Origin of the sequence: Mycobacterium appelbergii, assembly GCF_032883035.1 — a bacterium.
Classification (GTDB): domain Bacteria; phylum Actinomycetota; class Actinomycetes; order Mycobacteriales; family Mycobacteriaceae; genus Mycobacterium; species Mycobacterium appelbergii.
Map to the genome: position 1 here is coordinate 77437 of NZ_JAMQTH010000009.1, position 24699 is coordinate 102135.

23 protein-coding genes are annotated in these 24699 nt (G+C 66.1%); 11 read left to right on the top strand and 12 right to left on the bottom strand.

Translation table 11 applies throughout. The features are described from left to right. Nucleotides 1-59 precede the first annotated feature (59 nt). Nucleotides 60-935 carry a LysR family transcriptional regulator gene (locus tag M1247_RS21140; RefSeq protein ID WP_317158349.1) on the top strand — a complete coding sequence of 292 codons (876 nt, stop codon included), beginning with the start codon at nt 60-62 and terminating at the stop codon, nt 933-935. Here M1247_RS21140 and M1247_RS21145 read toward each other — a convergent pair. From M1247_RS21145 to rplM, 6 genes are all read right to left on the bottom strand, one after another. Then, the gene (locus M1247_RS21145) at nt 932-2353 is read right to left on the bottom strand and encodes a hypothetical protein (RefSeq protein ID WP_317158350.1); all 1422 of its coding nucleotides are present in this window, start codon (nt 2351-2353) and stop codon (nt 932-934) included. The two genes, M1247_RS21140 and M1247_RS21145, sit on opposite strands and share 4 nt — an antisense overlap. 8 nt (nt 2354-2361) lie before the next feature. Then, nucleotides 2362-2667, bottom strand: coding sequence for a type VII secretion target (locus tag M1247_RS21150; RefSeq protein WP_317158351.1), 306 nt, complete (start codon nt 2665-2667; stop codon nt 2362-2364). A gap of 36 nt (nt 2668-2703) precedes the next feature. Next, a complete protein-coding gene (gene glmM, locus M1247_RS21155) occupies nt 2704-4041 on the bottom strand; it encodes a phosphoglucosamine mutase (RefSeq protein ID WP_317158352.1) in 1338 nt (445 codons plus the stop codon). Between the two features lie 150 nt (nt 4042-4191). Then, on the bottom strand, nt 4192-4629 hold the full coding sequence (locus tag M1247_RS21160) for a hypothetical protein (protein ID WP_317158353.1): 438 nt from the start codon (nt 4627-4629) through the stop codon (nt 4192-4194). Nucleotides 4630-4972: 343 nt separating this feature from the next. After that, on the bottom strand, nt 4973-5437 hold the full coding sequence (gene rpsI, locus M1247_RS21165; RefSeq protein WP_458695244.1) for a 30S ribosomal protein S9: 465 nt from the start codon (nt 5435-5437) through the stop codon (nt 4973-4975). Beyond that, complete coding sequence (gene rplM, locus M1247_RS21170) at nt 5434-5877, bottom strand: 50S ribosomal protein L13 (protein ID WP_317158354.1); 444 nt, start codon at nt 5875-5877, stop codon at nt 5434-5436. The genes rpsI and rplM overlap by 4 nt, the downstream gene beginning before the upstream one ends. 269 nt (nt 5878-6146) lie before the next feature. On the opposite strand from rplM, the gene M1247_RS21175 reads away from it, so the two are divergent. Continuing rightward, a complete protein-coding gene (locus M1247_RS21175) occupies nt 6147-6995 on the top strand; it encodes a putative endonuclease domain-containing protein (protein WP_317158355.1) in 849 nt (282 codons plus the stop codon). Nucleotides 6996-7066: 71 nt separating this feature from the next. Here the strand turns inward: M1247_RS21175 and M1247_RS21180 are convergent, their stop codons facing one another. Beyond that, nucleotides 7067-7840: an IclR family transcriptional regulator gene (locus tag M1247_RS21180; protein ID WP_317158356.1), complete on the bottom strand. Its 774-nt coding sequence runs from the start codon at nt 7838-7840 to the stop codon at nt 7067-7069. A 155-nt stretch (nt 7841-7995) separates the two neighbouring features. Between M1247_RS21180 and M1247_RS21185 the strand changes: the two genes are divergently transcribed. The 9 genes from M1247_RS21185 to M1247_RS21225 all read left to right on the top strand — a co-directional run bounded on the left by M1247_RS21185 (nt 7996) and on the right by M1247_RS21225 (nt 18597). Further along, complete coding sequence (locus M1247_RS21185; RefSeq protein ID WP_317158357.1) at nt 7996-8958, top strand: hypothetical protein; 963 nt, start codon at nt 7996-7998, stop codon at nt 8956-8958. A 41-nt stretch (nt 8959-8999) separates the two neighbouring features. Next, nucleotides 9000-9962 carry an acetaldehyde dehydrogenase (acetylating) gene (locus M1247_RS21190; RefSeq protein ID WP_317158358.1) on the top strand — a complete coding sequence of 321 codons (963 nt, stop codon included), beginning with the start codon at nt 9000-9002 and terminating at the stop codon, nt 9960-9962. Further along, complete coding sequence (gene dmpG / locus M1247_RS21195) at nt 9959-10963, top strand: 4-hydroxy-2-oxovalerate aldolase (protein ID WP_317158359.1); 1005 nt, start codon at nt 9959-9961, stop codon at nt 10961-10963. Before M1247_RS21190 ends, dmpG begins: the two co-directional genes overlap by 4 nt. Before the next feature lie 101 nt (nt 10964-11064). Further along, on the top strand, nt 11065-12615 hold the full coding sequence (locus tag M1247_RS21200) for an APC family permease (RefSeq protein WP_317158360.1): 1551 nt from the start codon (nt 11065-11067) through the stop codon (nt 12613-12615). Between the two features lie 96 nt (nt 12616-12711). Further along, entirely contained in the window at nt 12712-13284 is a 573-nt protein-coding gene (locus tag M1247_RS21205; protein WP_317158361.1) for a TetR/AcrR family transcriptional regulator, read from the top strand. A gap of 35 nt (nt 13285-13319) precedes the next feature. Next, on the top strand, nt 13320-14756 hold the full coding sequence (locus M1247_RS21210; RefSeq protein ID WP_317158362.1) for an aminobutyraldehyde dehydrogenase: 1437 nt from the start codon (nt 13320-13322) through the stop codon (nt 14754-14756). Nucleotide 14757: 1 nt separating this feature from the next. Then, nucleotides 14758-15084: a RedY/HapK family protein gene (locus M1247_RS21215; RefSeq protein WP_317158363.1), complete on the top strand. Its 327-nt coding sequence runs from the start codon at nt 14758-14760 to the stop codon at nt 15082-15084. Nucleotide 15085: 1 nt separating this feature from the next. Continuing rightward, a complete protein-coding gene (locus M1247_RS21220; protein ID WP_317158364.1) occupies nt 15086-16834 on the top strand; it encodes a phytoene desaturase family protein in 1749 nt (582 codons plus the stop codon). Then, the gene (locus tag M1247_RS21225) at nt 16831-18597 is read left to right on the top strand and encodes a dihydroxy-acid dehydratase (RefSeq protein WP_317158365.1); all 1767 of its coding nucleotides are present in this window, start codon (nt 16831-16833) and stop codon (nt 18595-18597) included. Before M1247_RS21220 ends, M1247_RS21225 begins: the two co-directional genes overlap by 4 nt. Nucleotides 18598-18633: 36 nt before the next feature. Here M1247_RS21225 and eutC read toward each other — a convergent pair whose 3' ends face one another. The 5 genes from eutC to M1247_RS21250 all read right to left on the bottom strand — a co-directional run bounded on the left by eutC (nt 18634) and on the right by M1247_RS21250 (nt 24695). Continuing rightward, nucleotides 18634-19407 (bottom strand): ethanolamine ammonia-lyase subunit EutC, encoded by a 774-nt coding sequence (gene eutC, locus M1247_RS21230; RefSeq protein WP_317158366.1) that lies wholly within the window; start codon nt 19405-19407, stop codon nt 18634-18636. Continuing rightward, nucleotides 19404-20819 (bottom strand): ethanolamine ammonia-lyase subunit EutB, encoded by a 1416-nt coding sequence (locus tag M1247_RS21235; RefSeq protein ID WP_317158367.1) that lies wholly within the window; start codon nt 20817-20819, stop codon nt 19404-19406. Before M1247_RS21235 ends, eutC begins: the two co-directional genes overlap by 4 nt. Further along, complete coding sequence (gene eat / locus M1247_RS21240) at nt 20816-22228, bottom strand: ethanolamine permease (RefSeq protein WP_317158368.1); 1413 nt, start codon at nt 22226-22228, stop codon at nt 20816-20818. Before eat ends, M1247_RS21235 begins: the two co-directional genes overlap by 4 nt. Before the next feature lie 225 nt (nt 22229-22453). Continuing rightward, nucleotides 22454-22816 (bottom strand): glycerol dehydratase reactivase beta/small subunit family protein, encoded by a 363-nt coding sequence (locus M1247_RS21245; protein ID WP_317158369.1) that lies wholly within the window; start codon nt 22814-22816, stop codon nt 22454-22456. Then, entirely contained in the window at nt 22809-24695 is a 1887-nt protein-coding gene (locus M1247_RS21250) for a diol dehydratase reactivase subunit alpha (RefSeq protein ID WP_317158586.1), read from the bottom strand. Before M1247_RS21250 ends, M1247_RS21245 begins: the two co-directional genes overlap by 8 nt. Between the last annotated feature and the right edge of the window lie 4 nt (nt 24696-24699).

Genomic DNA, 24699 nt, shown 5'->3' on the forward strand with positions numbered 1-24699 from the left:
CGTGCGACGGTGCGCCGGTGTCCAAGACTCTTTTCGTCGTCCGGCGATACCCTTGAGGTATGGCCCCTGACGATCTCGACCTGCGCAAGCTGCGTTATTTCGTGGCGGTCGCCGAAGAGCTCCACTTCGGACGGGCCGCACGGCGCCTGCACATCGCCCAGCCGGTGCTGTCCCGCCAGATCAGGTCGTTCGAAGGCGAACTCGGCGTGCAGTTGTTCCTGCGGGGATCCCGCGGCACCCAGTTGACGGCTGCCGGGGTCCAGTTGCTGCAGGACGCCAAGGTGCTGATCGATGATGTGAAAGCGTTGCGGCAGCGCCTCACCCGAGCCACTCCACAGGTCACCGTCACCGTCGGAGTGATGCCGGGGCTGCGGGCAACGGCGGCGGCGACGGCGTTCGAGGGCACCGGCCCGGGCCGGCGTGCAGTGGTGCGTCAGGTCAGTTGGAACGAGCAGGTCGATGTGGTGCGCACCGGCGAAATCGACGTCGTGTACGCCCGCGAGCCGATCGATCATCGTGGGCTGGGCACCGTGGCGTTGTTGGAGGAGCCGATGGACGCGGTTCTCCCCGCTGACGACCCGCTGGCCGAACGCTCGTCGGTTCGGTTGTCCGACCTGGCATCCCGCGTACTGCTGCATGATCCCGCGATGCTGCCGGGATGGCAGGCACTTGTCGCCCCGGAACAACGCTGGAAACCACCGCACAGCACCGTTCGCAGTGTCGAGGACAAGCTTGAAAATGTGGCCGCGCGTGAGGGATTCGTCGTGTTGCCACGGTCGACAGCCGGCTACTACCGACGACCCGATGTGCGGGTCGTCCCGATCGAGGACATCGGCTCCGTCCAGGTGACGTTGATCTGGGACGCGGCCACCGAGAACCCGGCCCGTGACCAGTTCGTCGCGGCGGCACTGGCCTGCCGCGACGACACGATCTAACCGCCGACCTGCGGCAGTTCGTCCGCCGCGATGTCGCACGGTGTCCCACCCGGCGGTGCGGCCAATGGCTCGGCCATCTGCCCGGCCATCGGGGCAGGTGGCGGCTGGGCCGGTTCGGGATCTGGCGGTTCCGGTGATATCGGCTGCTGTTCTTCCGGTTCCGCAGCACTGTCCGCGTCGACCGGCTCATCCTCATCAAGCTCAGGCTCATCCAGCTCGGCCTCGTCAGACTCCTCAGCCGTTTCGGACTCATCCGGGTCATCATCGCCGTCGTCGAGAATCTCATCGGCTGCCTCATCGGCGAGCGGATCGTCGATTTCGGTCAGGGCGTCCGCCTCGGGCAATCCGTCTGCGGCAGAACCGATCAGCCCGCCGAACAGGTCCGCGAGTTGCTGACCGAACCCGGTGACGCCGGAGCCGACTCCCGGTGATCCCCCACCCAATGCGGAGCCCTGGCCGAAATCGGCAGGCGGCGCCGCCACCTCGGGTGCGGCGCCCACCGGCGCGGCAGCGGGCATGAGCGGCTCGACCGACGGCGCCGGATAACCGGCCGGGCTCACCGGCGCCGGCCACGACGGCACCGTCGGTGGCCACGACGGCACCGTCGGTGGCGCAGCCGGCGCGGGCAGTGGGCTCGGCGGCGACCAGGCGGCGGGAGTGGTCACCGCGCTGTTCCGGCCCTCGGGGCTCGCCGGCGTGGCGCCCGGGCCGGGCGTCCACACCGGTCCCAGATCGCCGGGAATGTCGAACACCGGCACCGGCACGCCACGGAGGGCGGCGATCGCGGCATCGTAGGCATCCGATACCTCTGCCGTCGTCGTCCGCATCGCAGTCAGCCAATCCCCGCCGATGTCGTTGGCGACAAACGGCTTCACCTGCTGGTCGATCAGCTCACTGGCTGCCGCCCGGTCCCCCAGACCGGTGGTGACGGTCCGCGCCGCGGTCAGCCATTCACCGCGCTGCCCGGCCCGTCGGCCCTCGATCTCCACGGCGGCCGCGACCTTGGCATCCACCGCCCGCCACAGATTGTCGTGCAACTCGGCCAAAGTTCCGACGGCCGCGTGTAGCGCCGCGGCGGCCTGCGACGCCGATCTACTGTGGCGCAACAGGAATTCATGAGAAGCTTGCGCACCGCTGCCCTGCCAGACCCCGGGCAGGCTGTGCAGCTGGCTGTCGTGCACCTGCAGAGCCTGTTCGGCCGAGGCTGCGGCCGAGCCCAGCACCGCACGTTGGGCGTCGAGCGCCCGCAGATCCAAACCGTCCTCGGCGTCGTACCAGGCGTGCACCTGGCCGGGGTGCCGCGTCAGATCCTGATGGTGGTAGCCGAGCACCCCACACGCCAGTACGTACTCGGCGATCGTGTCGACGGCCGGTTTACCCTGCGCCAAACGCGTTGCCGTATCGGTGTTGTCGGTCACGGCGATGATCACCGCACCCGGCTCGCCGCCAGGGCGTCAGCGTCAGCGTAGCGCCCTGCCGAGGACCGCAGCTCGGCTGCGATCTCATTGGCCGCCCGCACCCATTGCCGCAACGGGTCGGTGAGCTCGTCGAGGGCCGCCCGCACGGCATCTCCGTGGACGGCATGCGCCTGGCCCGCGCTCGCACTACCGAACACCGGCCGGTTCAGCCGGGTGCGGATGGCGGCGTCGACGATATCGGCGACCGTGTCGTAGCGACGCGCGACATCGAGTAGCGCCACGATGTCGACACGGGCTGCGTGAACTTCTCCCATGCCGAGTTAGACGCAGCAGGACCCCATCGGGTTCCGTCAGATTTGACCGCTGACCGATTCGGCAATGCGTACCGCCAACTGCCGGGCGGTGTCCTCATCGGCGGCCTCGACCATCACCCGCACCACCTGCTCGGTGCCCGACGGTCGCAACAGGATCCGTCCGGTGTCACCGAGCTCAGCCTCGGCGCGCGCCACGGCGGACTGAACCGACGGCGCCTGGGCAACGGTCGCCTTGTCGGCGACCTTGACGTTGATCAGCACCTGCGGCAGCGTCTGCATCGGTGCGGCGAGCGCCTCCAGTGAAGACTGGGTCTGAGCCATCCGCGACATCAGCCGCAGTCCGGTGACGATGCCGTCACCGGTGGGCCCCAGTCCCGGCATCACGATGTGGCCGGATTGCTCGCCGCCCAGCGAGAATTCACCGGCCCGCAGTTCCTCGAGTACGTAGCGGTCGCCCACGCCGGTGGTGCGGACCTCGATGCCGGCCGCGCGCATGGCCAGGTGCAGGCCCAGATTGCTCATCACCGTGGCGACCAGGGTGTTCGACGCCAATTCGTCGGCTTCCTGCATGGCCAGTGCCAGCACCACCATGATGGCGTCGCCGTCGATCACCTGGCCCGCTGCGTCGACCGCCAGGCAACGGTCGGCGTCACCGTCGTGCGCCAGGCCGAGATCGGCGCCGTGCCCGAGAACCGCGGCCTGCAATACGTCCAGGTGGGTGGACCCGCAACCGTCGTTGATGTTGAGACCGGTGGGCTCGGCGTTGATGGCGATGACGTTGGCACCCGCGGCCCGGTAGGCCCGCGGCGCTGCCGCGGAGGCCGCGCCGTGAGCGCAGTCGACAACCACGGTCAGCCCGTCGAGTCGGGTGGTGACGGCCTTGCCCGCATGCCGTAGGTAGCGGTCGAGCGCATCCTCCGCGTCGAGCACGCGGCCGATGCCTGCGCCCGTGGGCCGCAGCCCCGGGCCCGCACTCACGAGCTCCTCGATGCGGTCTTCGGTGGCGTCATCGAGTTTGTGGCCACCGGGGCCGAAGATCTTGATGCCGTTATCGGGCATCGGATTGTGCGAAGCGGAGATCATCACGCCGAAATCCGCGTCGTAGGCACTGGTCAGATACGCCACCGCCGGGGTGGGCAGGACACCGACCCGCAGCGCGTCGACACCCTCGCTGGCGAGCCCGGCAATCACCGCTGCTTCCAGCATCTCGCCACTGGCCCGCGGATCACGGCCGACCACAGCCACCCGGCGCGCATGACCGCCGGAATTGCCGAGGCGTCGTGCCGCCGCCGAACCGAGTGCAAGCGCCAGTTCGGCGGTGAGTTCCCGATTGGCGACGCCGCGCACGCCATCGGTGCCGAACAGTCGACCCATGCCCTTAAACTTCTCATAATCAGCGGCTTGAAACACAACCGACGAGGTCAGCGGTCCGCTCGCGGCCAAATTGGTACCGAAACGAGATACCGCAAAAAGAATCACCGCCCACATCCGGCTGGATGTGGGCGGTGACGCTGGTCTGATCGGTCAGCCCGCCGGGGCGTCGGCGCCCTCGGTCGGTGATGGAGTTGTGGTCGTGGTGGTAGCGGTCTCGCCCGGACCGGTGCCCTCGGCGAAGCCCTGCGGCACGTTTTCGTCACCTTCGGCGGCGGTGCCGTCGTTCTGCCGGAAGCTCACGGCCCCGATGTTGTTGCTGCAGACATTCTGCTCGGTGCCGTTGGCATCGACGGTTTGGGCCGCCGACGTCACCTGGTTGACATCGCCGTCGCACACCTTGGAAGCCAACTGAGCGGCCGAGGCGACCGACACGTCTTCCAGCACACCCGCGGAACCGACCGCGACGTCAACTTGGCCGTCCTGCGCTTCCGCGCCGGCAAGACCCACACCTGCGGAGAAAAAGAGCGCCCCTCCCAGAGCCGCACCCACGGTTACCCGCTTGAAGGTGTCGTACTTCGTCCAGATCATGCAGTACTCCTCTCAGTCAGGAAGCGGGCCGGCCCCCAACGAGCTGACTGACCCGTACCGGCGACAGATTCGGCCTGTCCGAACGTGCGTCGACGCCCCCGCTTCACCTCCAGGGTTTTCACACTTCTCGCGAAAGTCAAACCAAAATTTAATAATTCGCCCTGATTGAGTGGTCGGCCCTTCGCAGAACGCGTTAACCAATAATGCTCCCGTTTCCGATGACCGGTGATGACGTGCAATCCGTGACCCGCCGGAAACATTGCTGGGAGCGCCGCTGAATTGCGACAGAAAAAAACCGCCGAGCGTGCATATTGCACGCTCGGCGGCGGTAAAGCTGAACAGATCAGCGCTTGCTGTACTGCGGCGCCTTACGGGCCTTCTTGAGGCCGTACTTCTTGCGCTCGATGGCACGCGGGTCACGCGTGAGGAAGCCGGCCTTCTTGAGCGCCGGTCGATCCTCGGGCTGCACCAGGATCAGGGCCCGGGCGATTGCCAGACGCAGCGCGCCGGCCTGACCGGACGGGCCGCCACCATCGAGGTGGGCGTAGATGTCGAAGCTCTCCAGCCGATCGACGGTCACCAGCGGAGCCTTGATCAGCTGTTGGTGGACCTTGTTCGGGAAGTACGCCTCCAGGGTGCGGCCGTCCAGGTGGAACTTGCCGGTGCCGGGAACCAGGCGCACCCGCACCACGGCCTCCTTGCGGCGGCCGACGGTCTGGATGGGACGGTCGATGATCACGGGCTCGCGGTGCTCGGCGGGCTCGCTGACGGCTTCGGTCACGACTTCGGTTTCAGTCACTTCGGTCACTGGGCCACCTGCTTGATCTCGAACGGAATCGGCTGCTGGGCAGCGTGCGGATGCTCGGGGCCTGCGTAGACCTTGAGCTTCTTCTGCACCTGCCTGCTGAGCTTGGTGTGCGGGAGCATGCCGACGATCGCGTTCTCCACGACCCGGGTCGGGTGCTTGATCAGCAGGTCGCCGATCGTACGCTTGCGCAGACCGCCGGGATAACCCGAGTGGCGGTAAGCGAACTTCTTGGTGAGCTTGTCGCCACTGAGGGCGATCTTCTCGGCATTGATGACGATGACGAAATCGCCGCCATCGACATTGGGCGTGAATGTCGGCTTGTGCTTGCCACGGAGCAGCTTGGCTGCTTCGACGGCGAGCCGGCCGAGCACCACGTCGGTGGCGTCGATGACGTACCACGAACGCGTGGTGTCACCCGCCTTCGGCGTGTACGTAGGCACAGTGCTTACCTTCTTATCTCGGGTTAGGTGCCGGTCAGGCGTTTGCGATTTGAGGTTTCCCGGCGACCGACGTTGACCCGGGACCCGTATGCCCCCAAAAGGGCAGCGCACACCAACGGGGCAGCTTACCGGTGACTGTCCACGCAGGTCAAAACGCCCCAGCTGGCGCCGAACGTGGGCTTGTGTGCGAAATTCTCGCGAACTCTCGCACATAAGCCAACAGTGGGCGCTAGGGGAACCGTTGGGCCACCTCACAACGTCCTATTCACATGCCATTCCTGGGGACTGAAGCGTTGGCCGCCGGCAGGCTCAACCGCTATCAACTGCGCACCCGCTACGACACGGTGTTCCGTAACGTCTACGTCCCGCGTGGCAGGAACCTCACGCCGCTGGACAAGGCGGTGGCGGCGTGGCTGTGGTCAGGTCGGAATGCAACCGTGGCCGGACTGTCCGCCGCGGCCCTCCACGGCTCATTGTGGATCGACGCCAAGCATCCAGCCGAGCTCAATCAGCCCAGTCGCTCTCAACCGTCGGGAATTCTCATCCACAGTGACAGGCTCGCCGAGGATGAGACCTGCCTGATTCGGGGCATCCAGGCAACGACACCACAGCGCACGGCGTTCGACCTCGGTCGTCGCCAGGGACAGACCATGGCTGTCATTCGGGTGGATGCGCTCATCCAGGCCACCGGCCTCAAGATTCCCGACGTAGCGCATCTCATTGATCGTCACCGTGGCGTTCGGGGACTTGCCCAGCTGCGACATGTACTGGAGCTGGCCGACGATGGAGCGGAGTCACCGCAGGAAACCCGGCTCCGGTTATTGCTCACCTCAGCGGATATGCGGCCGTCGCACACCCAGATCGACGTGTTCGACCACGCGCAACACGTGGGGCGTCTCGATATGGGCTGGCGGGAATGGAAGGTCGGTGTCCAGTACGACGGTGTCCAGCATTGGACGGATTCGAGGCAACGCACGCGCGATATCGATCAGAACGCCGAGTACCAGGACCTCGGCTGGCGCATCGTGCGCGTCGGCGCCGACCTGCTCAGGTACCGGCAAGGCACCATCATCGCCCGCACCCGCGATGCGCTGCGTGCCGCCGGCGCCCCCTACTGACCAATGTTGGCTTGTGTGCGGGATTCTCGGGAAATCTCGCACACAAGCTCACGTCGGACGCCCGGTGCCCGTCAGGAGAGCTTGCGCGCGATCTCAGCGGCACCAGCGGTCACCTGAGCACCAGCATGTTCGAGGTTCTCAGGCGTCAGGCGGTGAGTGAGAAAACTGATGCTCAGCGCATAACGAGACGGTTCTCCACCGGTGGAGGGCACGGCCGCGGCCACACAGGTCAACTCCTCTGCCGCTTCCTCGCGGTCGACGGCGAAGCCCTGGGCACGGATGTCCTTGATCTCCGCAGCCATCTTCTTCATCGACGTGATGGTGTGGGGCGTCAGCTCGGGCAGCCCCGATGACGCCACGATGTCGCGCCACACGCTGTCGGGCATGCTCGCCAGGAGCGCCTTGCCCAATGCCGACGCATGCCAGGGATCGGACTGGCCGACGTCGCTGACCTTCTTGACCGCGCGACGGCCCTCCACGACCTCGAGGATCAGCACCTTGCGGTCCTTGTTTACGGCGAAGTTGACCGTCTCATTGAACTCACGCACCAGGCTTTCCATCGTCGGCCGTATCGCTTCGGACGGAACCTGACCGGAGAAGGCTCGCTGCCCCAGACGGAACATCTCCCAGCCGAGTCGGTACTGGGCGCTGTTGAACCGCTCAACGTATCCGAGCGAGGCCAGGCTGTTCAGATATCGCAGCGCCGTCGCCTCGTTAAGTCCTGTGCGCCTACCGATTTCGGTCAAATTACCCGAATCCGCCTCCGCGACTGCCGTGAGGATTCGCGCTGTGCGCTCGACGCCGATCAGGTTCGAGCCCTTTTCGGATCGTGCCTCAGTTTTCACCTAGTGAAGGTTACCAGCACTCAGTGACGGCTCCAGGAACGCCGCAAGTGGCAGGCCGCTTCCTGTTGACACGGTCCCGCCGGTCTTCTAGATTTTCATTCAGCGCAATCATCTATCACTCAGTGAAATTTAACCCACACATCGAAGGAGACCCGATGTCCACCGCAGCCGCCAGCCGTTCCCCGAAAGTCGACGGGGCAGGCATCCTGGCTTCACAAGGTCTCTTGCCTGCCGATGACTACAGCCTCGCGCCGTCGCCCAAGGCGTTCGACGACGGCGGCAAGTATCGCCTGGAAATCTCTGGAGTAGAACGCCTTTCGACGCTCGAGGCGCTCCTCGACGAGTCCGATAAACAAGGGGTCTTCATCCACCGCATCGTTGCCTTCGGCGGCGGTACGACGCTGCTCAACACCGGTGAGCTTGCCGATGTCGCCGCGCTGGCGGCAGAGAACGACATCGAGCTCATTGCGGTTCCCGGCCCCCGCACCGGCTGGGACCTCGGCCGGCAAGCGCTGAGCACCGAAGGCCAGGCGGGTGGCAGGCGGGTACGGGGACTGGACAACATCCGCTACCTGCTCGATGACTACCTCCGGGTGTTCTCCACCGGCATCCGCGGCGTCCTCGTGTGGGACGAGGGAGTGCTGGACATCCTGAACAAGGCACGTGATGCCGGCCAGATCCCTGCTGACGCCAAGTTCAAAATCTCGGTGTACGCCGGCCACGCCAACCCCGCGTCGATCAAGCTGCTGCAGGATCTCGGTGCCGACAGTGTCAATCCCGTCGGTGACCTGAGCCGTCCGATGCTCGCCGCGATTCGGCGTTCCGTCGACCTTCCGCTCGACGTCTGGGCCGAGACCTTCGAATCCTTCGGCGGGATGAACCGGTTGTGGGAGGCCGGCGACATCGCCCGCGTCGCGGGCCCGGTCTACTTCAAAGTCGAGCCGGGCGAGTCCGAAGCCGTGATGTACAACGGCTGGGTCCGGCCCGAATTCCACGAAGAACTCATTCGGCACAAGGTGCGCCACGCGGCGATCCTCAACGAACTGGCCCGAAGCAGCGCCCCCGGCGTTCTGGTGTCACCGCGGCCACGCACCACCGCCCACGCTCTCACCAGCTGAGCACCGTCGTTGCCGCGAATGACATGCCAACGCGAGGATGGGTGAAAAGCACAGTGACACAGCGCCACCTGGCCGCGATCATCGGCCCGGGCAACATCGGCACCGACCTGCTGCACAAGCTGAGGCGGTCGCGGGTTCTCGACGTTGCGGCGATGGTCGGTATCGACCCGAGTAGCGACGGTCTCGCCCGGGCTGCCGAGCAGGACGTGGCGGTGACAGCAGGCGGCGTCGACGGACTCCTACAGCTGAGAGCCTTCGACGACATCGACGTGATCTTCGATGCGACCAGCGCGGCAGCCCACCTGGCCAACTACACGAAGCTTCGGCCGACCGGACGGCGGGTCATCGACCTGACACCGGCGGCGATCGGGCCATTCGTCGTCCCGGCGGTCAACATGGCCGACCTTGCCAGCCACCAGAACCTCAACATGGTGACCTGTGGTGGCCAGGCGACCATCCCGATCGTCGGGGCGCTGTCGCGAGTGACACGCGTGCACTACGCCGAAATCGTGGCGTCGATATCGTCGCGCTCAGCAGGCCCGGGCACCCGCGCCAACATCGACGAATTCACCCGCACCACTGCGCGGGCCATCGAGACAGTGGGCGGCGCAGGCCGCGGCAAGGCGATCATCGTGCTCAATCCCGCCGAGCCGCCGATGATCATGCGTGACACGGTTGCCGCGCTGGTGTCGGCAGTCGACGAGTCGGCGCTCGCATCAGCGGTCACCGAGATGGTGACGACCGTGTCGCGCTATGTTCCGGGATACCGGCTCCGCCAAGAGGTACTGGTCTCCCCTGTCCCGCAACGGGATCCACGCAGGCGATTGGTGGAGGCCGCGGACCGCGACGAGGAGCTGGCCCAGGTGACGGTATTCCTCGAGGTGGAGGGGGCGGCCGACTATCTGCCCGCCTTCGCCGGGAATCTCGACATCATGACCGCCGCGGCGGTCCAGGCTGCCGAACAGATAGTGCTGACTGCCGCGGCTTCGGAGGTGTCCGGATGACCACCGAGGTCTACGTCCAGGACGTGACGCTGCGCGACGGCATGCATTCGGTCGGGCACATGTTTGCACTGTCCGACATTCGACGCATCGCACGGGCGCTCGACCTGGCCGGAGTGTCAGCGATCGAGGTGGCTCACGGCGACGGTCTTGCCGGCGGCGGGTTGACCTACGGGGCCGGTGCCCACAGCGACGTGGAATGGATCTCCGCTGCCGCCGAGGTGATCCAGAACGCGCGCCTGACAACTCTTCTGATCCCGGGTATCGGCACGCTGGATGATCTGCGTGCGGCCGTCGATGTCGGCGTCACCTCGGTGCGGATCGCGACCCCCTGCACCGAGGCCGATATCGCCCGCCAACACATCGATACCGCCCGCACGTTGGGCCTTGATGTGGCTGGATTCCTGATGATGTCCCACCTCTGCAGCCCTGAACAACTTGCAGCGCAGGCCAAGGTGATGGAGGAGGCGGGCGCCGGTTGCGTCTACGTCACCGATTCGGGCGGACGGCTGACCATGACCGACATGCGGGATCGCGTGCGCGCCTACCGGACCGTCCTGGCGCCGTCCACCTCCGTCGGTGTGCACGCGCACCACAACCTGGCCCTGGGTGTCGCGAATTCGCTCACAGCGGTGGAGGAAGGTGCCCACCGGGTCGACGCATCGCTGACCGGCCTTGGTGCCGGGGCAGGCAACTGTCCGTTGGAGGTCTTCATCGCCGTCGCCGAACTCAACGGGTGGCACCACGGTTGCGACCTGTTCGCGCTCATGGATGCCGCGGACGACATCGTCCGCCCGTTGCAGCAGCGACCCGTCCGGGTGGACCGCGAGACCCTCACTCTCGGCTATGCCGGCGTGTACTCCAGTTTTCTCCTGCACGCCGAGCGCGTCGCCGCCGAGGTCGGCGTGCCGACCCGCGATCTGCTCGTCGAAGCCGGTCGCCGGGCGATGGTCGGCGGTCAAGAAGATCTGCTCGCCGATCTCGCACTCGATATGAGGAGGTGAGGACCTTTTCTCAGCCCGAGTTCTCCGCCACTGTCAGACGAGCACAGGGCGAAGGGCTTGACCCGATCGTCAGCTGCCCATTTCACGAGAGATGAACGACCATGGAGAACGTCACTCAATCGCCGCCACCACAACGACTGGTATCAACGCCGTCCGAACCGCCAGGCCGCACGTCGCCGCCCGAGCGGCGACGTCACCACGGGCTCAAGGAGAACAGCCTGGGTGTGCCCAGCATCTTCTTCTACATCATCGCCGCGGCATCGCCCCTGACGGTTGTGGTGGCGCTGTTCCCGATCATCATCGGCTCGGGCAATGGAGTCGGCATGCCGGGCGCGTTCGTGATCGCCGCGGTGGTGCTGATGATTTTCGCGGTCGGCTATGTCGCGATGAGCCGGCACGTCACCAATGCCGGTGCCTTCTATGCCTACGTCACCCTCGGACTCGGTCGAATCACCGGTCTCGGGTCGGCGTTCCTGGCGATGTTCGCCTACAACGCCATCCAGGCCGGCCTCTACGGCGGGTTCGGATACTACGCAGCCGGGCTGGTCAACCCCCGGCTGGGAGTGGATATCCCTTGGTGGGCATATGCATTCGCCGCATTGGTGCTCTGTTTGGGGCTCGGCGTCCAGGGCGTGCACTCGGGTGCGAAAGTGCTCGGCGTGTTCATGACGCTGGAGGTCACGATGATCACCATCCTGAGTGCCTTCAGTTTGTTCGGCGATGCCGTTCCGGTCTCCGAGTTCTCACTCGCGCCGTTTGCGCCCAGCGCCGTATTCGGGGGTGCCCTTGGCGTCGCGCTGATGTTCGCGCACGCGTCGTTCATCGGTTTCGAGGGGTCGGCGATCTACGGCGAGGAGGCACGTGACCCGGCGCGCACCATTCCGCGCGCGACGTACCTCTCCATCGTGTTCATGGGTGTGCTGTATGCGGTGTCGGGCTGGCTCATCATGAACGCGCTGGGCCTCGACAAGGTGGTCGCGATCGCCACCGAGACCGGTGGCAACTTCATCTTCGTCGCGAGTGACAGCATCATCGGTCACAACATCTCGCTCGTCTTCGAAATGCTGATCGTCACAGCGACATTCGCGGCCATCGTCACCTTCCACAACAACGTCTCGCGATACCTGTTCTCCCTCGGCAGGCAGGGTTTGGTGTGGAAGCCTCTGGGCTGGACACTGCCGCGACGCCAGACGCCCTGGGTGGCCTCGATCGTGCAGAGCGCGACGGTCGGGATCGTGATCGCGCTGTTCGGGCTGCTCGGCCAGGATCCCTTCGCGACGTTGTTCACCTGGGCGACGGGTATCGGCACGATCGGTGTGATCTTCTCGCAACTCGTCGCGGGTGTGGCGATCTTCGTGTTCTTCCGCAAATCGGACGTCGACAAGCGGCGGTGGAACACCGTGGTCGCACCGATCCTCGCGATCATCGGCCTGACCGCCTTCTTCGTCCTGACGCTGAACAGCCTGGACGTCCTGTTGGGGGTGCACGGTATGACTGCCGTGCTGATGCTCTCGCTGGTCTTCATCGCGCTGCTGGCGGGCCTGGCTTATGGCGTGTACCTGCGCTTCTTCGCACCCGCAAAGTACGCACTGGTCGGCCAGGCGCTCAACGAGCGGGCACTGGCCGAGCCGGCACTCGAATCGCTGCAGTAACCGACAAAAAACGCGACAAAACGTGTACGCCGGCAAGTTCGCCAGGTACTTTTGCACGCATCGATACGTACAAATGTTCCTAACGGAAGGTGAGCCATGGCCACGCCACCGCGGCGCGCACGTCGTCACGATCCGAACAGGAAGGAGCGCATCGTGGAGGCGGCCCTGGCGGTTCTCGCCCGCGACGGCGTCGCGGGCATCACCCACCGCGCCATCGGTGAGGCCGCCGACGTCCCACTCGGTTCGATCACCTATCACTTCGCGACGCTCGACGACATCGTGAAGCTTGCCTTCCAGAGGCACGTGGACAAGTTGGCCGGCCGCTTCGAGGAGCGATTGGCGTCGTGCCGGCAGGGGCCGGATCTCATCGAGTGCATCGTGCTGGCGATCACCGATGACCTCGCATCCCATCCGGACGAGCTCGCCGTGACCTACGAACTCTACGGAGACGCCGTGCGGCGAGGCGACAACAAGCGGCTGACCCAGCAGTGGATGGAGCGGGCCGAAGACGCTCTCGCCCACCACTTCGACCGTGCGACCGCCCGACTGCTCGACGTGGTCGTCGAGGGCCTGATGGTGCACATGTCCATCGCCCAGCAGCCGATCTCGAAGGACGCCGTCCGCGCCCTGCTGAGGACGGCGGCGAAAGCCGGCGACGTCATCACCTGAACAGCACACCCATTTATCGAAACAGGAGTCACATCATGACCTTTCACCGACAGATGTTCATCGACGGCGGCTGGACCGACGCGTCCGACGGTGCAGTCGACCAGGTGGCCGCCCCCGTGACCGGGGAGGCACTCGCCGAGATCGCCCACGGCACCGTCGCCGACGTCGATCGCGCCGTGGCCGCCGCCCACGCGGCGTTCCCGGATTGGGCGAGGACGCCCGCCGGCGAACGGGCCCGAGCCTTCCTCAAGCTCGCCGATCTGGTCGAGGCCGACCAGCGCACCCTCGCCGAGATCGAATCGCAGAACGTCGGCAAGCCGATCGGTCTGGCGCTCGAGGAGATGGAGATGATCGCCGACCATCTCCGGTTCTTCGCCGGCGGCGCACGCACCATGGAGGGGCGCTCGGCAGGCGAGTTCGTCCGCGGTAAGACCAGCATCATCCGCCGCGACCCGTTGGGTGTCGTCGGCTCGGTGGCACCGTGGAACTACCCGCTGCTGATGGCGATCTGGAAGATCTCCCCCGCCTTGCTGACCGGAAACACGCTCGTACTCAAGCCCTCTGAGCACACCCCCTTCTCGGTCCTACGACTCGCCGAGCTTGCTGAGGGCATCTTCCCGGCCGGCGTCCTCAACGTGGTCACCGGCGACGGCGAGGACGTCGGCGCCCGGCTCGTCGCTCATCCGGACGTCCGGATGTCGTCGCTGACCGGTTCAGTGGAGACCGGGCGCGCCCTCATGCGGGCCTCGGCCGATTCCAACCTCAAGAGGCTGCACCTCGAGCTCGGCGGAAAGGCGCCCGTCCTCGTGTACTCCGACGCCGACGTGGCTCTCACCGTCGACAAGATCATGGAGGGTGCGTTCTGCAACTCCGGACAGGACTGCATGGCGGCTTCCCGGCTGTACGTCCACGATGCCGTGCACGATGACCTGGTGTCCGGCCTCGAAAAGGCGGTCAAGGAACTCAATCTCGGCGACATCGCCGACGAGAACACCTCGATGGGCCCGGTCATCACAGCCGCCCACCGGGATCGGGTCGAGGGTTTCGTGGCCCGCGCGAAGGCAACGGGTCACACCGAGATCATCCAGGGAGACAACCCCGGCACCGGCTTCTACACCGCCCCCACGGTTGTGGTCGGGGCACTACAGGGCGACGAGATCGTGAGGACCGAGGTGTTCGGACCGGTCACATCGGTGACGCGATTCGGCGACAACGACGATGTCATCGCGTGGGCGAACGATACCGAATACGGGCTCGCGGCTTCGGTGTTCACCAACGACATTTCGCGCGCGATGACGGCGGCCGCTGACCTTCAGTTCGGCACGGTATGGATAAACGACCATCTGCCCGTCACTCCCGAGATGCCTCACGGTGGCTTCAAACAGTCCGGCAACGGCAAGGACATGTCGGTGTATGCGCTCGAGGAATACACCGAGATCAAGCATGTGATGATCAACCGGGAAAGCGCCTGACATGGCTGTGAGCGCGGTGAACATGTTCCGTCTGCGACCGGGCGTCAGTATCGGGGAGTTCGAGAGTTTCTCGGCAGAGCTCGATCGACCGACCTGTCTGGCACTGGATGTCGTGTTGAACTTCGAAGTCTTCCTGGTCGATCCACCCACCTCCGCCGGCGTCGACGTCATCGAGGTCATGACGGTGACGTCATGGCCTGAGTGGGAACGCGTGCGCGACGGGGCACCGGAGCTGAGAGCTGTGGTGGAACGCTTCGACGAACTCGTGGAGCCAGGCAGCGTATCCACCCTGCTGACCCGTAATTCACCACTTCCCCAGGAGAACTGACATGTCCGCTCCCCCGAACTACCACGCCACGACGGACTACGACGCCATCGTGATCGGCGGCGGCCACAACGGCCTCGTCACGGCGAACTACCTGGCCCGCGCCGGGAAGAGAGTACTCGTGCTCGAGGCCCGCCCCGTCGTCGGGGGCGCCTGCGTGACCGAGGAACTGATACCCGGCTCGAAGTGGTCATCGTGTGCGTTCATCGCGGGGCTTCTACGACCGGAGATCATCGAAGAACTGGAGCTGAAGAGGTTCGGCCTGGAGTTGTATCAGGGTGACGCCTTGTCTTTCAGCCTCTTTCGGGACGGCACCTCCTTCACGATGTGGAAGGAGACCGACCGCACCCTGCGTGAGATCGAGAAGCTCAACAAGCGCGACGCCCAGTCCTTCCTCGATTTCGGTATGCGACTGCAGCGGTTCGCCGGGCTGGTCACCCCCTATCTGCTCACCGCTCCACCGGAGCGCTCGGAAGTTCTCGCCGCCTTCGAGGCGGCCGGCGAGCAGACCCTCTTCGGCGAGTTCACGTTGCTCTCGGTCCGCGACCTGCTCGACCGGTACTTCGAGGACGAACGACTCAAGAGCATGCTCACCTTCTTCGGGATGGTGTCGATTTTCGGTGGCCCCTCCTCACCCGGAACGGCCTACACCTACGGCCACCACTCCTGGGGCGAATTCAATGGCAATTTCGGGCAGTTCGGCCTGGCCCGCGGGGGGATGGGCGCGATAAGCGACGCCCTTGCGGCGGGAGCGCGCCACTACGGCGCGACGATCCGCACCTCCGCACCCGTCGACAAGGTGGTCATCGAGCGTGGCGTGGCCACCGGGGTGCGCCTCGAGGACGGCGCGGTCATCACCGCCCACCAGGTATTCTCCAACGCCGACCCCAAGCGCTCGCTGCTGCGGCTGATCGAACCCGGGGTGTTGCCGCCCAGGCTCGTCCAGGATGTCGAGAACATCGATACCCGGGGTTCGATGGCCAGGATTCACCTGCTGATCGACGAACTACCGCAGTATCTTCCGTTCCGGGACGCCACCGCCGGTCCGCAACACCACGGACACCAGCTACTGGGGCCCAGCCGGGAGGCCTTCGAGGAAGCCTTCGAAGCACAGCGTCGCGGTGGGTTCCCGAGCACCTTCGTCATCGAGGCCGTCACCCAGTCGGTCACCGACAACACCTTGGCGCCTGAGGGTTTGCACACGATGACGCTGGGAATCCAGCAACTCCCCTCCGAACTCACCGGGACGACCTGGGCGGCGGAGAAGGAGAAGTGGGCTGATCTGGTGTTGGAGGAGCTGTTCGGCTACGCCCCCAACCTGCGCGAGCACATCTTGGACCGGGTGATCATCACACCGGACGATCTGGCCAATGAGTATCTGATCACCGATGGCAACATCTTTCACGGCAGCATGATGCTCGACCAGCTGTTCGGAGCCCGCCCGATCCCGGAGTTGGCCAATTACCGGACACCGGTGGGCAATTACTACCTCTGCGGCTCCGGCACCCACCCCGGCGGCGGGGTGATGGGGGCCAACGGGCACAACGCCGCCAAAGCCGCTCTCGCCGACGCGGCGGGCGGTCCGCCGACGGGGAGGACCGCGGGTACTGCGGCAGCCGATGCCCGGCCGCCGTGGCAGCAACGTCTGGTCGGCGCCCTGATGTCCACCAGATCCGGACGCTGGGTGGGCTATCAGGCTGCGCGGCAGCCCGCGCTACGCAAGATCACCACCTACGCGGCCCGAGTGCGATGACGACGCCGCCGGTTGGCCTGCGCAGCGCCAAATGGTTCGCGGGGCGCGACGTTCCCGGATTCGTTCACCGGTCGGCCATGCGGGCCTCGGGGTTCTCCCGCATGGCCTTCGAGGGACGGCCGATCGTCGGGATCTGCAACTCATGGTCGGAAGTCGTCAACTGCAACATGCACTTTCGCGGCTTGGCCGACTCGGTGCGCCGGGGCGTACTGGCGGCGGGCGGATTCCCGCTGGAATTTCCGACCATCTCGCTCGGCGAGCAGCTGATGAAACCGACCACCATGCTGTTCCGCAACCTCATGGCGATGGACGTCGAGGAGTCCATCCGGGCATACCCTTTCGACTCAGTCGTGCTGCTGGGCGGATGCGACAAGACAGTTCCGGCACAGCTCATGGGGGCGGCCAGCGCTGACGTCCCCGCCATCGTGCTGACCGGCGGACCGGCCGCTCCCGCGGTCTTCGAAGGCAAGCAGCTCGGGGTGGGAACGGATCTCTGGGAGTACATCGACGATGTCCGCGCCGGCCGGATGTCGATGGCCGACTATGAACGGCTGGAGGCTGCGGCCGGGCCGTCACGGGGACACTGTCCGGAAATGGGTACCGCCTCCACGATGGCCACCCTCGTCGAGGGGCTCGGCATGACCCTGCCCGGGGCTGCGGCGGTTCCGGCGATGGACTCTCGGCGCCTCCAGGTGGCCGAGGAATGCGGAGCGCGGGCCGTCGGGCTGGCCACCGAGCGCCTTCGGCCGTCCCAGGTGATGACGCGGGCGGCGTTCGACAATGCCATCACGCTGATGCTGGCGGTCGGTGGATCGACCAACGCGATCGTGCACCTCCTGGCAATCGCCGGCCGTGTGGGAGTGCCGCTGACCCTCAACCGCTTCCATGAACTCTCCTCCCGCACGCCGCTGGTGGTGAACGTGCGACCCGCCGGCGAGCACCTCGTCGAGCAGGTCTTCCACGCCGGTGGCATCCCGGCCGTCATGAAGGCCATCGAAACACTGCTGCATACCGACGCACTGACCGTCACCGGCAAGACCGTCGCCGACAACCTCCCGACCACCCTCCCCTCCACGCCGGCCGCCGATACCACCGTGATCGCCCCGCTGAGCGCACCTTTCCAACCCGCCCAGGGCCTTTCGGTGGTGCGCGGCAACCTCGCCCCCGACGGGGCGGTGATCAAATGCAGTGCAGCCAGCCCCGGACTGTTGGTCCATCAGGGGCCCGCAGTGGTTTTCGAGAACATGGGCGATCTGATGGCCCGATTCGACGATCCCGACCTGGCCGTGACGGCGGATTCCGTCCTCGTCCTGCGATCCGCCGGTCCGCGTGGCGCCCCCGGTATGCCCGAATGGGGCCAGTTGCCCATCCCCAGCAAGCTGCTCAAGCAGGGCGTCACCGACATGGTCCGCATCTCCGACGCCAGGATGAGCGGAACCGCCTATGGGACTTGTGTTCTCCACGTCAGCCCGGAATCGGCGGCCGGCGGTCCGCTGGCCCTGGTGCGTGACGGCGACGTCATCGCGCTGGACGCCCATGCCGGCACGCTCGATGTTCTGCTGCCCGATTCCGAGCTTGCGGAGCGACGGGCCGCACTCGGTGTGGCGCCGACGAAGCGCCACACCCGCGGTTACGCCGCCATGTACGTCGAGCACGTCATGCAGGCCGACCGGGGTTGTGACTTCGACTTCCTGGTCGGACGTTCAGAACGGCCCGACGAGGAGCCCGAGGCGATATTCCGCGGCTGGGTCGGCGGCTGGTGAAACTTCCACGTTCCCAACACTTCTCCTGCGGCGCTGTCAGGTGAGCTCGGTGACGTCCGTGGCACCGAGCGCAGTGCTTCGCGAAGTGTCTTTGAGGTCGACGCCGGAGCGCCCCAGCTCGCGGGCACCGGTGACCAGGCCGGTCGCCACGCGGGCCGCCTCGGCATACCCGAGTCCGTCGGGCGGGTGGATGTTGGAGATGCAGTTCCGATCGGCGTCGGTGCGCCCGGGCCGCGGTAGATGAGTCAGGTAGATGCCCAGACTGTCTGCGACGCTGAGGCCGGGCCGCTCGCCGATGATCATCAGCAGCGTCCGAACCCGCGCCTGTGCCCCGATGTGATCGCCGAGTCCGACCCTGGCCTGCGTGGCGACGACCGGCGGCGCGAGCGAATAGCGGTCGGCCAGCTGCGCCACCAGCGCGCTCAACAGCGCCGCGCCGTGGTGGTTCAGTGCGGTCGGCGACAGCCCGTCGGCCAGCACGAAGCCGATGTCGGCTTCGCAGGCGGGCACCTGCATCGAGTCGGCGGGCAGCCTGCCCAGGTCGGGCCTGCGCAGGTATTCCTCGCGGGAAGTGACCCGGCTGGTCACCATGATCGGTTCCCCGATACCGACGTGCCGGACTTCGGCGGACAGCTGGTCCACGTCCAGCGGCACATGCACGGCGTCGCGGGCGGCGGCATGCGCGCCCGCCAGTTCCAGCACCTGCCGGGTGGGCAGCGCATTGCCTGCGCGGCCCAGCCCGATCCTGGCCTGCGTGGTCTTGCGCAGCTCGTCCCAGAATTCCCGGATTGCCGGGCCCTCGGTCGTCACGGCGTCTGCGCCGAGGTCAGCGAGCGCAGCGGCGAGCTCGCCAGATCGAACGGGGTCAGCCGGCCGGCGTCGTCGACCATGCCGACGGTGCGCAGCCACGCCTCGAATTCCGGTGCCGGCCGTAGCCCCAGTGTGCGACGGGTGGTCAGGACATCGTGGAACGACAGGCTCTGGTAGCCGAGCATCACATCGTCGGCGCCCGGCACGGTGATCACGAACGCCACCCCGGCCGCCGCCAGCAGGGTCAGCAGCGTGTCCATATCGTTCTGATCGGCTTCGGCATGGTTGGTGTAGCAGACGTCCACTCCCATCGGCAGGCCGAGCAGCTTGCCGCAGAAGTGGTCCTCCAGCCCGGCGCGGATGATCTGCTTGCCGTCGTACAGATACTCCGGACCGATGAAGCCGACGACGGTGTTGACCAACAGGGGCTGCAGGTCCCGCGCCACCGCGTAGGCACGGGTCTCCAGGGTCTGCTGATCGACGGGCTTGCCGCCGGTACCGAGGTGGGTGCCTGAGCTCAGTACCGACCCTTGGCCGGTCTCCAGATACATCACGTTGTCCCCGACGGTGCCGCGGTGGAGTGAGCGGGCAGCGTCGTTACCTTCCCGCAGCAGCGCGAGATTCACGCCGAATGCGGTGTTGGCGCCTTCGGTGCCCGCGATCGACTGGAACATCAGATCGACGGGGGCGCCTGCCTCGATCAGCCCGATCGTGGTGGTGATGTGTGACAGCACGCAGGACTGTGCCGGAATGTCGTAACGGGTGCGGATGGCGTCGAGCAGTGCCAGCAGGTCCGCGGTGGCCTGCGGTGAATCGGTCGCCGGGTTGATACCGATCACCGCATCACCGCAGCCCAGCAGCAGGCCGTCGAGCACGGCGGCGGCGATGCCACGGGGATCGTCGGTCGGATGGTTGGGCTGCAGTCGGGTGGCGAGGGTGCCGCGGGTACCGACCGTGGTGCGAAATGCCGCAGTGACCTCGGTGGCCGCCGCGACGGCGATCAGATCCTGGTTGCGCATGATCTTGCTGACCGCGGCCACCATCTCCGGCGTCAATCCCGGGGCGACGGCGGCGATCCGCTGCGCGCTGTCGTCGTGCGAGGCCGCCTCCAGCAGCCAGTCCCGGAACCCTCCGACGGTCAGTTCCGAGATCGACGAAAATGCTTGGCGGTCATGGCTGTCGATGATCAGCCGGGTCACCTCGTCGGTCTCGTACGGCACGATCACCTCGTTGAGAAACAGCTCCAGCGGCATGTCGGCCAGCACCCAGGCGGCCGCGGCACGTTCACCGTCATGCTCGGCCGCACACCCGGCGAGCTGATCGCCCGAGCGCAACGGAGTGGCCTTGGCCATCACCTCGACCAGGCCGTCGAAACTGTAGGTGCTCCCCGAAATCTGTTGGTGGTACTTCATTTCAGTTCACTCTCCGCGTTCGCGAGCATCGCGAACTCCTCGTCGGGCGAGTTGGCCACCAGGCGGTGCCTGCTGTAGACGGCGAAGTACACCATGAACGCGGCGAACACGGCCAGACACCAGCCGGCCGCGACCGGATTGACGAGGAACGTGGCGATCACCGCCAGCAGTGCGATGACGAGTGCGAACCCGGTGGTCACTGCGCCGCCCGGGGTGCGGTAGGGCCGCGGCATATCCGGTTCACGACGGCGCAGGACGATGTGGCTGACCATCATCAGCACATAGCTGAGCGCGGCTCCGAATACCGCCATGTTCAGCAGCAGGTCACCCTGGCCGGTCAGTGACAGCAGGAACCCGATGATGCCCGGGATGATCAGTGCCAGTGTCGGCGCCTTGCGAGAGTTGGTCACCGACAGCGCCTTCGGCAGGTAGCCCGCGCGGGACAGCGCGAACAGCTGCCGTGAGTACGCATAGATGATCGAGAAGAAGCTGGCGATCAGGCCCGCCAGGCCGATGTAGTTGACCAGCTTGGCGGCGGTACCGTCACCGAGCGCCTCCACCAACGGATTCCCCGAATTCGACATCGCCTCGGCACCGCCTGCCCCGGTGGTGAGGACCAGCACCGTGGCGCAGGTGACCAGCAGGACGCCCATCGCGGCGATGATGCCGCGCGGGACGTTGCGCTCGGGTTCGGCGGTCTCCTCCGCGGCCAGCGGTACGCCTTCGACGGCGAGGAAGAACCAGATGGCGAACGGGATCGCGGCCCAGATGCCGAGGTAACCGTGCGGCAGGATGACCGAGGCCCCGGCGGCCGCCTCGTCAACAGCGATGTTGGTCAGGTTGGACACGTCGAAATGGCCGACGGCGGCGATGGCGAACACGAGCAGGCCCACCAGCGCGATGGCAGTGATCACGAACATCACCTTCAGCGCTTCGCCCACCCCGGAGAGGTGGATCCCGATGAACAGTGCATATGCCGCAAGGTAGATCCACCAGCCGTTGGTGATGCCGAACAGCCCGAGGGACTCCACGTACGCGCCGATGAACGTCGCGATGGCCGCGGGTGCGATCGCGTACTCGATGAGGATCGCGGTGCCGGTGGCGAATCCGCCCCACGGGCCGAGTGCGCGGCGGGCGAAGGTATAGCCGCCGCCCGCCGCGGGGAGCGCGGAAGACAGTTCGGCCATCCCCAGCACGAGCGCAAGGTACATGCCCGCGATTACCACCGCGGCAATCGCCAGTCCCCCGAAACCGCCCTGCGCCAGGCCGAAATTCCAGCCTGAGTAGTCACCGGACACCACATAACTGACACCGAGGCCGGCCAGTAACAACCATCCGGCACTGCCCGATTTGAGCTGACGCTTGCGCAGATAATCCGCGCTCTCCAGGTGTTCTTCAACGCCCGCCATGTCAAACTCCTTGATTCGCAATACTTTTGCATGAGACATTCCACGACCGACAGCCACAGCTGACCAGACACCGTCGTCGCGGTCCCACTGTCAGACTAAAGGTCGGTTTGCCAACCTTTGAGGAAAAGTATCGCCCGTCCCGTCCGCCTTGTCCAGTCCCAGGCGGGATTCGCGGGAGCGGCTATCAGGCTTGAGCGCAAGCCCGACTACGGTATGCGTTGTAGCTCATGCCAATTGCTCGGTCCGCAGTGGAATACCCACCACGATGCGGGCGGCATTGTGACCGAGCATGCGGGCCAGCTTCAGGTCCGCGGGGCGGGCCGAGGACAGTCCGGGAAGCGATTCGGCGAGCTTCTCATGGTGGACGGACACCCGCCCGTGACCGTCGATTCCGACCCCGACGCTCAGCGACGAACGGACAGCCGCCAGTCGCCCGAGCGTGTCTGCGTCCTCGTCACCACGCGGCCGGTCGACTACACACGGCACGCCCTCTTCCTCGATTCCGGCCAGCACCTCGTTCTCGACGGCGCCGCCCCGGCAACTGAGCACGAGAATGGCAGGCTTGTCCGGCTGTCCGCCCTCAAGCATGGCTGCCGACGGCGTTTTCGGCGTCTGCCCGACCGGCCCCGAGCGATGAAGCATATGCCGCCACAAGGCCGGAGGCCACTGCATTGCGCGGTCCTTCAGTGCCGCGGACATTGCCGGTGCCACAGACGATCCCGAAGGGGGCCAGGGCGTCGGCGATCAACTCGGGTATCTCGAAGTCGAGTGCGCAACCACCGAGCAACACCACAAACCCGATCTGTCGCAGGTCACCTGCCGGGGCGATCGCTCGAAGCGCCCGCAGCGCGTTCACCACGAACACCCGTTCCTTGGCCGTTCGGCGCACCAACCGGATCCGCTCCAGCGAATGCCGTGTGGGTATCGGGTTCATCCCTGACTCACTCAGGGTGACGACCCGTGCGAACGCGGTTGACGGCAACGGCGTCTCGAAGAACTGCACCGTGCCGTTCTCCAAACGGATGTGAAAGAAACTCTCCGACTTGCCCAGTGGGCAGCGTTTGATCTCTTCAGCCAGCTCGAGATTGCCCAGCCCCAGTTCGGCATCGATCAACTTGGTCACCAGATCACCGGCGCCGGCCAGATGTGTGGCATCGATGTTTCCGTTGGTCTCGATCACCGCGGCGTCAGTGGAACCGCCACCGAGGTCGAGTACCACCAACGGCTTGTCGGTTCCCGGTGTCGTCAGCGCACCGAGGACCGCCATCTCCGCCTCGACACCGCCAACGGCGACCTCGACCCGGTCCGCTCCGGCTTCGCGCAACTCAGCCGCGACCGCATCGGCAACGGCTTGCATTCCACTTTCCTTGGTGCGGACCATCGCCGCGAGCGCGACTGCGTTCTCCAAGGCTACCTCGCCCGCAACGCCACCCCGAACCTCCTGCGGCACAAGGGTGTCGATCGCCAGCAGATCCTGGATACGCACATCGGCGAGGGCGTGGTTGGACAGGTCTGCCATGCTCTGGCGGACAGTGGAGATCATGCCGCCGGTGTTGGTCCCCGCTTCGCCGACTACGTCGACCAACGGGCTGACCCGGGCCACCTCGGCCATGATGTCGGCGGCGCCCCGTGACACGTCGACCGTCGCGGTCTTGCGCACGCCGGTCAGTTCCAGCGAGCCCGCCGGGATCGCACGGTCCTCGACGTCGCCCGACGGGGTGCGTACCACGACGGCCGACCGGTTACCGGTCAACGCGCGGGCCACCGGCGAGACCACCTTCGTCTGCTCGGAATCCAGGTCGAAAATCGTTGCCAGGCCGTAGGCATTCGACAATGTGCGGATGGACTGGCCGGGGCCGGCCACCTCCACGGCAGCCACCATCCCCCGCGGCACCAGGTCGACCCGCGACACCTCGTCGATGATCGGGATCTTGGTGTTCAACCGGTTGGCCACCAGAACGGCGTCATCGTTACACAGGATGGCCCCGGTGACCTCGACACCCCGCTCGACCGCCGCGTTGATCGTATGAGCGGTGACGTCGAAATCGACGCCCGCGGCCACCAGGACGATCACGGGCGCTCCCGGTGCGGTGTCGGCCAGCGACTCGAAGCCGACAATGGTGCCGACTCCGAGTCCCCGACCGCCAGGTGTGCGCGGATCGTGGCCGATCATGGTCGACTCGGTGATGATGGTCTCGGTGATGGTCTCCATCGCCAGCCCACTGATCACCGGGGTCGCCTCGTTGAGCAGTATCAAATCGAGGTCGGCCAAGGGGATTCCGGCACCTTCCAGTGCCCATCGGACCGACTTCACGACACCGTCGACGTTCTTGACCGTGCCCTTGATACCCGTTGTACGTGTCAATGCCGCACCGATGTACTCGACCGACCCCTGCGCGTCGATCGTAGCGAGACTGGCCTCCGTGGTGGAGTTGCCGATATCGACCCCGACGATCGCCCGATTCACCTGC

Coding starts and splice junctions, on each gene's coding strand:
- M1247_RS21140 (WP_317158349.1), top strand. CDS start 60: ATGGCCCCTGACGATCTCGACCTGCGCAAGCTGCGTTATTTCGTGGCG.
- M1247_RS21150 (WP_317158351.1), bottom strand. CDS start 2,667: ATGGGAGAAGTTCACGCAGCCCGTGTCGACATCGTGGCGCTACTCGAT.
- glmM (WP_317158352.1), bottom strand. CDS start 4,041: ATGGGTCGACTGTTCGGCACCGATGGCGTGCGCGGCGTCGCCAATCGG.
- M1247_RS21160 (WP_317158353.1), bottom strand. CDS start 4,629: ATGATCTGGACGAAGTACGACACCTTCAAGCGGGTAACCGTGGGTGCG.
- M1247_RS21175 (WP_317158355.1), top strand. CDS start 6,147: ATGCCATTCCTGGGGACTGAAGCGTTGGCCGCCGGCAGGCTCAACCGC.
- M1247_RS21185 (WP_317158357.1), top strand. CDS start 7,996: ATGTCCACCGCAGCCGCCAGCCGTTCCCCGAAAGTCGACGGGGCAGGC.
- dmpG (WP_317158359.1), top strand. CDS start 9,959: ATGACCACCGAGGTCTACGTCCAGGACGTGACGCTGCGCGACGGCATG.
- M1247_RS21200 (WP_317158360.1), top strand. CDS start 11,065: ATGGAGAACGTCACTCAATCGCCGCCACCACAACGACTGGTATCAACG.
- M1247_RS21205 (WP_317158361.1), top strand. CDS start 12,712: ATGGCCACGCCACCGCGGCGCGCACGTCGTCACGATCCGAACAGGAAG.
- M1247_RS21210 (WP_317158362.1), top strand. CDS start 13,320: ATGACCTTTCACCGACAGATGTTCATCGACGGCGGCTGGACCGACGCG.
- M1247_RS21215 (WP_317158363.1), top strand. CDS start 14,758: ATGGCTGTGAGCGCGGTGAACATGTTCCGTCTGCGACCGGGCGTCAGT.
- M1247_RS21220 (WP_317158364.1), top strand. CDS start 15,086: ATGTCCGCTCCCCCGAACTACCACGCCACGACGGACTACGACGCCATC.
- M1247_RS21225 (WP_317158365.1), top strand. CDS start 16,831: ATGACGACGCCGCCGGTTGGCCTGCGCAGCGCCAAATGGTTCGCGGGG.
- M1247_RS21235 (WP_317158367.1), bottom strand. CDS start 20,819: ATGAAGTACCACCAACAGATTTCGGGGAGCACCTACAGTTTCGACGGC.
- eat (WP_317158368.1), bottom strand. CDS start 22,228: ATGGCGGGCGTTGAAGAACACCTGGAGAGCGCGGATTATCTGCGCAAG.
- M1247_RS21245 (WP_317158369.1), bottom strand. CDS start 22,816: ATGCTTGAGGGCGGACAGCCGGACAAGCCTGCCATTCTCGTGCTCAGT.